The 7,612-nt window shown below is 62.9% G+C and carries 6 protein-coding genes and 2 pseudogenes; 2 read left to right on the top strand and 6 right to left on the bottom strand.

Going from position 1 to position 7,612, the window contains the following annotated elements:
- The 6 genes and pseudogenes from EN742_RS16990 to EN742_RS16965 form a co-directional block, all read right to left on the bottom strand.
- Nucleotides 1–787: pseudogene (locus tag EN742_RS16990) on the bottom strand (serine hydrolase); the annotation flags it as partial.
- A 66-nt stretch (nucleotides 788–853) separates the two neighbouring features.
- Entirely contained in the window at nucleotides 854–1,888 is a 1,035-nt protein-coding gene (locus EN742_RS16985) for an extracellular solute-binding protein (protein WP_126058511.1), read from the bottom strand.
- Between the two features lie 23 nt (nucleotides 1,889–1,911).
- Complete coding sequence (locus tag EN742_RS16980) at nucleotides 1,912–2,709, bottom strand: ABC transporter permease (protein WP_126058510.1); 798 nt, start codon at nucleotides 2,707–2,709, stop codon at nucleotides 1,912–1,914.
- Entirely contained in the window at nucleotides 2,702–3,622 is a 921-nt protein-coding gene (locus EN742_RS16975; RefSeq protein WP_127283891.1) for an ABC transporter permease, read from the bottom strand. Before EN742_RS16975 ends, EN742_RS16980 begins: the two co-directional genes overlap by 8 nt.
- A complete protein-coding gene (locus EN742_RS16970) occupies nucleotides 3,622–4,716 on the bottom strand; it encodes an ABC transporter ATP-binding protein (protein WP_128333051.1) in 1,095 nt (364 codons plus the stop codon). Before EN742_RS16970 ends, EN742_RS16975 begins: the two co-directional genes overlap by 1 nt.
- A 126-nt stretch (nucleotides 4,717–4,842) precedes the next feature.
- The gene (locus tag EN742_RS16965; RefSeq protein WP_127406734.1) at nucleotides 4,843–6,522 is read right to left on the bottom strand and encodes an amidohydrolase; all 1,680 of its coding nucleotides are present in this window, start codon (nucleotides 6,520–6,522) and stop codon (nucleotides 4,843–4,845) included.
- Between the two features lie 261 nt (nucleotides 6,523–6,783).
- Between EN742_RS16965 and EN742_RS16960 the strand changes: the two genes are divergently transcribed.
- Together EN742_RS16960 and EN742_RS40240 are read left to right on the top strand one after the other, a co-directional pair.
- Entirely contained in the window at nucleotides 6,784–7,437 is a 654-nt protein-coding gene (locus EN742_RS16960; protein ID WP_126058506.1) for a TetR/AcrR family transcriptional regulator, read from the top strand.
- A gap of 23 nt (nucleotides 7,438–7,460) precedes the next feature.
- Nucleotides 7,461–7,612 (top strand): annotated as a pseudogene (locus EN742_RS40240) (histone deacetylase family protein); the annotation flags it as partial.

Here is a 7,612-nt window from a genome sequence, read left to right as displayed (position 1 = left end):
GCTATGCGCTCGCCGACGGCGGCTTCAACGCGACGCTGCGCGACTACGCCCGCTCCATGATGAAGGCCAGCACATCGGTCTCGATCGAGCGATACTCGAACGCCTCGCCATGCGGTCGCACCTTGTCCTTAAGCCGCAGGATCAGCTCGAACAGATGCGACGGCCATTGGAAGGATGGGTCGCTGCCGGGCGGCACCGGCTTCCAGCCGGTGGCGACGTCGACCTGGGCGATCTCTGAGCAGGGATTTGTGTATTCCTCGGAAAAGCGCACGCCCGTCGTCATGTCGAGCACATGCTGCACGCTGGCGCCCGTCCAGGCGGTCGCGCCGAGTTCCGGAAGGTAGCTGGTGACCGGCTTTGCCGGATCGATCAGTCCTCGCCCGACGAGGATGCCGAATACCGAGCCGGTGACAGACTTCGCCATCGACTGAGACAGGTGCAGCGTGCGCTCGTCCATCCCGTTGAAATAGCGCTCATAGGCGATCCTGCCGTCCTTGAGCACCAGGAATCCGTCCGTGTAGGTCTCGTCGAGCAGCCCGGCGAGCGTCGTCGGCGCACCTGTGCTGTCCTCCACCGGCAATGCGTCGAGATCGACCTCGGCCCGTTCGAAACGATGGCGATGGCCGTGGCCACGCCAGACTTCGACGGTCGGCAGGAACTCGCGGATATGCTGGAATGCCCATCGGTTCCACGGCGGCCGGTCCCAGTCGAGCTTCGGCGGCACCAGCCTGGGCGGCGAGCCCTGCATGATCGGCGGCCGCGGATCCGAGTTGCGGTAGGAATCCATGATCAATGTCCCGACGACATGAAAACGGACCCGGCGGCGCCTGCCGCCGGGTCCGTCACGATGCGGCTACTTCTGCAGTTCGGTCCAGATCTTGGTGTAGAGTTCCTGGACGTCCGGCGGGCACATCAGCTGCAGCTCGGCTTGCGGCTTGGCATCGGCCGGAATGACCACTTCGGGCGCATCCTTCATGTCGGCCGGCATGTATTTGTCCGAACCGGTGATGGCATTGGCGTAGCGATGGAAAGCCGACAGCCCGGCGGCATTTTCCGGATCCATGATGAAGTTCTGGAACAGCTTGGCATTCTCGACATTCTTGGCTTCCTTGAGAACGACCACATTGTCACTCCACAGGCCAAAGCCTTCCTTCGGATAATTGTAATGGATGGCGGGATTCGCCAGCCGCTGGCGCAGCGCCGAACCGTTCCAGTCGCTGGTTGCCTTGAAGTCGCCGGCGCCCATCTTCTCGATGGTGTTGTATTCCATCGCGATCCAGTTGGGCTTGGCCGCGACAAGCGTGTCGCGCACCTTCTTCAGCAGCTCCTTGTCGGTGCTGCATTGCTTGCCACCGAGATATTTGGTCGCCGCGAACATGACGTCGTTCATTTCGGGTACGACATTGACCTTGCCCTTGAGCTCATCCGGCGTGTTGAAGATAATGCCCCAACTGTCGGCCGGTCCCTTGTAGGCATCGGTGTTGACAACGACTCCGATCGTGCCCCAGGCCCACGGCACCGAATATTTGCGGCCGGGGTCGAATTCGGGATTGGCCCATTCCGGCGCCACATTCTTGAAGTTCTCCATCTTTCCGGGATCGGTCTCAAGCAGGAGACCTTCCTTGATCCAGATCGGAACGTAGGTCTGCGACGGCACCGCAATGTCGAAGCCGGTGCCGCCCTGACGCACCTTGGCCAGCGCAGTGTCGTTCGAATCGTAGTCGGTGATCGTCACCTTGACGTTGTATTTCTGCTCGAACTTCTTGATGACGTCCGGGCTGGTGTAGTTACCCCAATTGTAGATGTTCAGCTCGCCATCGGCGAAGGCGCCGCCTGTCGAGGCGAGCAGCGCCAACCCCATGGCGGTCGCTGTGATCTTCCAGTTCATGGCTGTGCTCCCATTTCTCATGTCTAATCGCGTTTCCTGCTGATGAAGAAAAACAACGTCACGATGGCGACCGACAAAAGCAGGAATACGGTCGATATCGCGTTTATCTCGGGTGTTATCCCCCGACGGATCTGGCCAAGCATGTAGGTCGGCAGCGTGTCCTGGCCGCCCGACTTGACGAACTCGGTGATGACGACGTCATCGAGCGAGATCACGAAGGCCAGCATCAGCCCGGCCAGGATGCCGGGCCACAGCAGCGGCAGCGTGATGCGGCGGAACGTCCGCCACGGCGTCGCGTAGAGATCGGCGGCGGCGCGCTCCAGTGTCAGGTCCATGTTCTCCAACCGCGCCCGGATCGGCAGGTAGGCAAAGGGGATGCAGAATGCCGTGTGCGCGGCGATCAGATAGCCGAGGCCGGAATAGCCGGTGAAAATCTTGATGCGCGAAAAGAAGATCAGCAGCGCCACGCCGGTGACGATCTCCGGCACCATCAGCGGCTGGTTGATCGCCGCGTATTTGAAGGTCAGTCCGGGATAGGGCGCCGTGCGCGTCGTCGCCAGCGCCGCCATGGTTGCGGCGATGGTCGCCAGCACCGCGGCAACCGAACCGATCTGGAACGATCGCAGGGTGGCATCGATGACCTGCGTGTTCTGCCATGCCGACTGGAACCATTTCAGCGAGAAGCCGCCCCACTCCGAGGTCGATGTCGCGGCGTTGAAGGCGTAGAACACCAGGACGATGATCGGCAGATAGAGGACGACGAAGCAGGTCGCCGCGATCGCGGTGAAGCCCGGCTGGTGCTTGATCGAGAAATTAGCCATGGCGCACCTCCGCCCGTCCGGCATTGCGCACATAGGCTAGCAGCGCCACCATAACGATGATCATCACCGTGATCGACAGCGCCGAGCCGAGCGGCCAGTTGCGGCCCTGCCCGAACTGCAGCTCGATCAGGTTGGACAGCATCATGTTCTTGCCGCCGCCGAGCACGCTGGGCGTGACATAGGCGCCGATCGCCGGAATGAATACCAGGATCGAGCCGGCGATGACGCCCGGCCTGACCAGCGGGAAGATGATGCGCCGCAGCACCTGGAACCGGCTGGCGTAGAGATCGTAGCCGGCCTCGACCAGCCGGAAGTCGAGCTTCTCCATGCTGGCATAGATCGGCAGCACCATCAGCGGCAGGTAGACATAGGCCATGCCGATCAGGATCGCCGTATCGGTGAACAGGATTTGGACCGGCGCCGAGACGATGCCGAGCTTGATCAGGATGGTGTTGATGATGCCCTCGTTGCGGATGATCTGCAGCACCGCGAAGGTGCGGATGAGCAGGTTCGTCCAGAACGGTATGGTGATCAAGAACAGCCAGATGTCGCGCGTCTTTTCACTGCGCGTCGCCATGAAATAGGCGGTCGGGAAACCCAGCGCCAAAGTCGCGATCGTCGTCACGATCGCCAGCTTGATGGAGCGCCAGAAGATGGTGACGTGAGCGGCGGCAAGCGAAAGCGTGTCGTCGAAAATGTCACGCTCCATGAACACCGATAGCCAGGCCTCCGGCGAGAATTGCCATTTCACGTCGCCGTACGCGCCGGGCGTCAGCAGCGAATAGACCAGCACGATCAGCAGCGGGCCGGTCGCCGCGAGAAAGATGATGATGAGCGCCGGCGCCGACAGCAGCCAGCGCGTGCGGACGTCGCGCCGTTCCGCTTCCTTGGCGACTTGTTCCGCGGTGGCCATCAGTCCCTCAGCACTTGCGCGGCGTCGTTGCCGATCAGGATGCCGACCTTGTCGCCGCGCTCGAAACCGCAGCCGGCGCTGCGCGTGTTCTGCTGGCGCACGGTGAAGGCCTCGCCGCTGTCCAGCTGGACATGGATGTGGGTGTCGGTGCCGAAATAGACGATGTTCTCGACCGTTCCCGACAGGTCGCCCTTGGCGTTGCTCAGCTTGGCGTGCTCCGGCCGCACCACCACGGTGGCGTTGTCCTTCGGCTGGAAGCCCTCGGCCACGGTCGCCTCGATGGTCGCGCCGGATTTGAGCGTCGCCCGCGCCTTGCCGTTGCCAATGTCCGATATGGCAGCGGTGAGGAAGTTGGTCTCGCCGATGAAGTCGGCGACGAAGCGTTCCGCCGGCTTGTCGTAGATGTCCCAGGGCGTGCCGACCTGCAGGATCTTGCCCGACGACATCACCGCGATGCGGTCCGACATCGTCAGCGCCTCTTCCTGGTCGTGGGTGACGAAGATGAAGGTGATGCCGGTCTCGTGCTGCAGCCGCTTCAGCTCGATCTGCATCTCCTTGCGCAGCTTGTAGTCGAGCGCCGACAGCGGCTCGTCGAGCAGGAGCACCTTCGGCTGCGGCGCCAGCGCGCGGGCGAGCGCCACGCGCTGCTGTTGGCCGCCGGAGATCTGGCTGGTGCGACGGCCGGCGAGCGCCTCCATCTTGACCAGCTTCAGCATCTCGCCGACGCGCGCCTTGATCTCGGCCTTGGGCTTGCCCAGCATTTCCAGGCCGAAGCCGATATTCTCGGCTACCGTCATGTGCGGGAACAGCGCGTAGGACTGGAACACGGTGTTGACCGGCCGCTTGAATGGCGGCAGCGGCGCGATGTCCTGGCCGTGCAGCAGGATCTCGCCGGCGGTTGGAAAGTCGAAGCCGGCGATCAGCCTCAGAAGCGTTGTCTTGCCGCAGCCGGAAGGCCCCAGCAGCGTGAAGAACTCGTTTTCGCGGATCGACACCGAAACCGTGTCGAGAGCGGCGACCTGGTTTTCACCGCTGCCAAATACCTTGCGAACGCCACGAACCTCGATCGCATTCTTATCCGGTTGTTCCGGCACGATTACCCCATTGAGATGGCCTGCTCTTGGCGGCAGGTTTTGTTCCTGTTTGATTGTCACCATAAGCCAATCGGCTTGGCAACTGCGGAGCTTGGACTGGACTAAAAAGCAATTCCCGTGCCACCGTCAGGCTTGATAAGTGACCTTTCCGCCGCAAACCGTGGTGACCGGCCGCACCTTGTGCAGATCTTCCGGCGCGGTCGCCTCGATATCGGCCGAGAGCACCACCAGGTCGGCCAGATAGCCCGGCTTCAGGCGGCCCTTTCGGTCCTCCATGAACTCGGCATAGGCCCCTTCCACCGTATAGCCGGCAATCGCCTCGTGCAGCGAGAATCTCTGGTCGGGGTCGGTGCTTGCCCATGGTTTGCGCAACACTGCCGCCTGGATGCCCAGGATCGGATCGATGGGCGCTACCGGCCAGTCGGAGGCGAAGACGACGCGCGCGCCGGCATTCTTCAGGGTCCGCCATGCATAGCTTAGCGGCCAGCGGGCCTGCCCGATGCGCGACACCGTCGGTTCCAGGGGAAAATCCATCGCGCCGGGCGGATGCGGCGGCTGCATGGAGGCGATGACGCCAAGATCTTCGAAGCGTGGCACATCGGCGTCGGTGATGACCTCGATGTGCTCGACCCGGTGCCGGCTGTCGCGCTTGCCATTGGCCTTCGCGGCCGCCTCGTAGCCGTCGAGGACGGCACGCACCGCGCCGTCGCCGATCGAATGCACCGCCATCTGCAGCCCGCGCCTGTCGACGGCGACCGCAAGCTCGGCGAACCGGCGCGGCGTAAACAGCGGCTCGCCCACCCAGTTCGGCCGGTCGGCATAGGGTTCGACCATCACCGCCGTCCAAGAATCGAGCACACCGTCATAGAACACCTTGACCATGCCCGACGACAACCACTCGGTGTTGTAGCGTTCGGCCATGACGGACGCCTTGTCGAGGATGTCGAGCGTCATGAAATTCTTGTAGTGAAACGGTATCTGCGCACGGCAGGACAAGCCCTCCTCGGCCTCGATCTCGGCCAGCAGCTCGAGCTGGTAGAGATTGCCGTCCATGTTCTGGATGGAGGTGATGCCGTGGCGCGCGCACCAGGCGAGCCCGCGCCGCATGATGTCGCGGTCGGCGGCGCGCTCGGCGGCGGTCGGCATCGGATCCGGCTCGCCGCCGGTCGCCAGCCCCAGCCGCACCCGACCTTCTCCGGCAAGATCGAGCACAGGGCCGAACGCCTCGCCCTCGCGCAGTTCGCCTGCGGCCAGGCCATCCTCGCCCATGACGATCTCGTTGCCCGGACCAAGCGTGCGTCCGTGCAGGATGCCGGCCATCTCCAGCGCCTTGGTGTTGGCCCACATCGTGTGGTGGTCGGGAGCGGCCATGACGAAAGGCCGGGCGGGCAGGATCGCGTCGAGATGGTGGCGCGTCACCCGCACGTCGCCAAGGACGGTATAGTCGACACCTTGCGCGACCAGCATCTTGGCGTCGGGCCATGCCGATGCATAGTCGCGGATCGCTGCTTGCAGCGCCTCGAAGCCGTGGACGCCCGACAGTTGCAGATGCGCAAGCTCGGCCGCCCCCGAAAACAGATGCATGTGGGCTTCGATGAAGCCGGGGATCACCGAGCCGCCCCCGGCGTCGACGATCCTGGTGGCCGTTCCCTTGTAGCCTTCGATCGAGGCACAGCTGCCGATGGCGATGATGGCGCCGTCCTTGACGGCAATGGCTTCGGCTGCGGGATTGTCGGCATCCATGGTCAGCACACGACCGTTGACGACGATCAGATCCGCATTGTGATCCGCACCCGTGACAGACATCGCGACTCCGCGCTTTTGACGACTGGCCGTGACCGGCAACCCCTTGGCCAACGGCGTTCCACTCCGCCGGAGCGGCGCGCCATGGGACAAGAATGATGCCAGCGCGCTGTCTTCGAAATTCCCCTTGTTATCCCGGCAGACAGCGTGGATAAAGAATGCGACTAATTATTCGCGTTTGTCAACGCTCCGAATTTCGAATGAATTGTGGACAGCACCCGGCGCCTGTCTTGAGACCGGGGCGGGGAACGAGGACCTAGAGCCGTGAAGCGCAACCTCAGCCGCGAAACCAGGATAGCGCTCGAACCGCGCAAGCAGCCGCGCCAGGAACGCTCGAGCAAGGTGGTCGACAGGATTCTCGACGCGGCGCTGACCTTGACGCGGGAGCAAGGAACCAAGGCGCCGACGACGCTCGCCATCGCCCAGCATGCCGGCCTGTCGGTCGGTTCGGTCTACCAGTACTTTCCCAACAAGGAGGCCATACTTCTCGACCTCGCCCGGCGCTGGCTGTCGTCGTTTCCGGAGGTGATCGCAAGGCGCATCGAGGTCGCCCCGCCCACCAACCGCGAAGAGTTTCGCCAGGAAGTGCGCAAGCTCTTCATCGACACCTCGAAGCTCTATCTCGACAACGCCAGCCTGATGCCGGTGATCGAGGCCATATCGGGAAACGCCGACCTGAGACCGATCCAGAACGAATACGACGACCAGATCATCGCCCTCTACGCCGCATGGCTGCAGCATGTGAACCCGGCTCTTGAAGACAAGGTCGCGAGCCGCCTCGGCTTGCTGATGATGGAGGTCGGGCACGCGTGCCGGCTTGTGGGGCTGAAAAGGGATCGCAAGACATACGACCTTATCGAGGACGATGTGGAAGTGATGTGGCTCGCCTTGGTGAACCCCTATCTCAATCTTGACTGATTTCGCACTTCGAGAGGAATTTCATGAAGACTGTCTATTCGCCGCTTCACGCCGGCCATGCAGGCCATATGGAACTGGTCACGTCGGCGATCGTGCCGGGTTTCGAAAAGCCGTCGCGGGCGGAATTCATCAGGGCGCGCGTCGAGAGCGAGAAGCTGGGGCTGATCATCGGGCC

Source organism: Mesorhizobium sp. M4A.F.Ca.ET.020.02.1.1 (genome assembly GCF_004022645.1).
Taxonomy (GTDB): Bacteria; Pseudomonadota; Alphaproteobacteria; order Rhizobiales; family Rhizobiaceae; genus Mesorhizobium.
Note: the sequence above shows the minus strand (reverse complement) of the source record. Positions and strands in the feature narration are given on the sequence as shown.

Bases quoted from the DNA above. Each gene is read 5' to 3' on its own strand.
- EN742_RS16985 (WP_126058511.1), bottom strand. From the start codon at position 1,888: ATGAACTGGAAGATCACAGCGACCGCCATGGGGTTGGCGCTGCTCGCC.
- EN742_RS16980 (WP_126058510.1), bottom strand. From the start codon at position 2,709: ATGGCTAATTTCTCGATCAAGCACCAGCCGGGCTTCACCGCGATCGCG.
- EN742_RS16975 (WP_127283891.1), bottom strand. From the start codon at position 3,622: ATGGCCACCGCGGAACAAGTCGCCAAGGAAGCGGAACGGCGCGACGTC.
- EN742_RS16965 (WP_127406734.1), bottom strand. From the start codon at position 6,522: ATGTCTGTCACGGGTGCGGATCACAATGCGGATCTGATCGTCGTCAAC.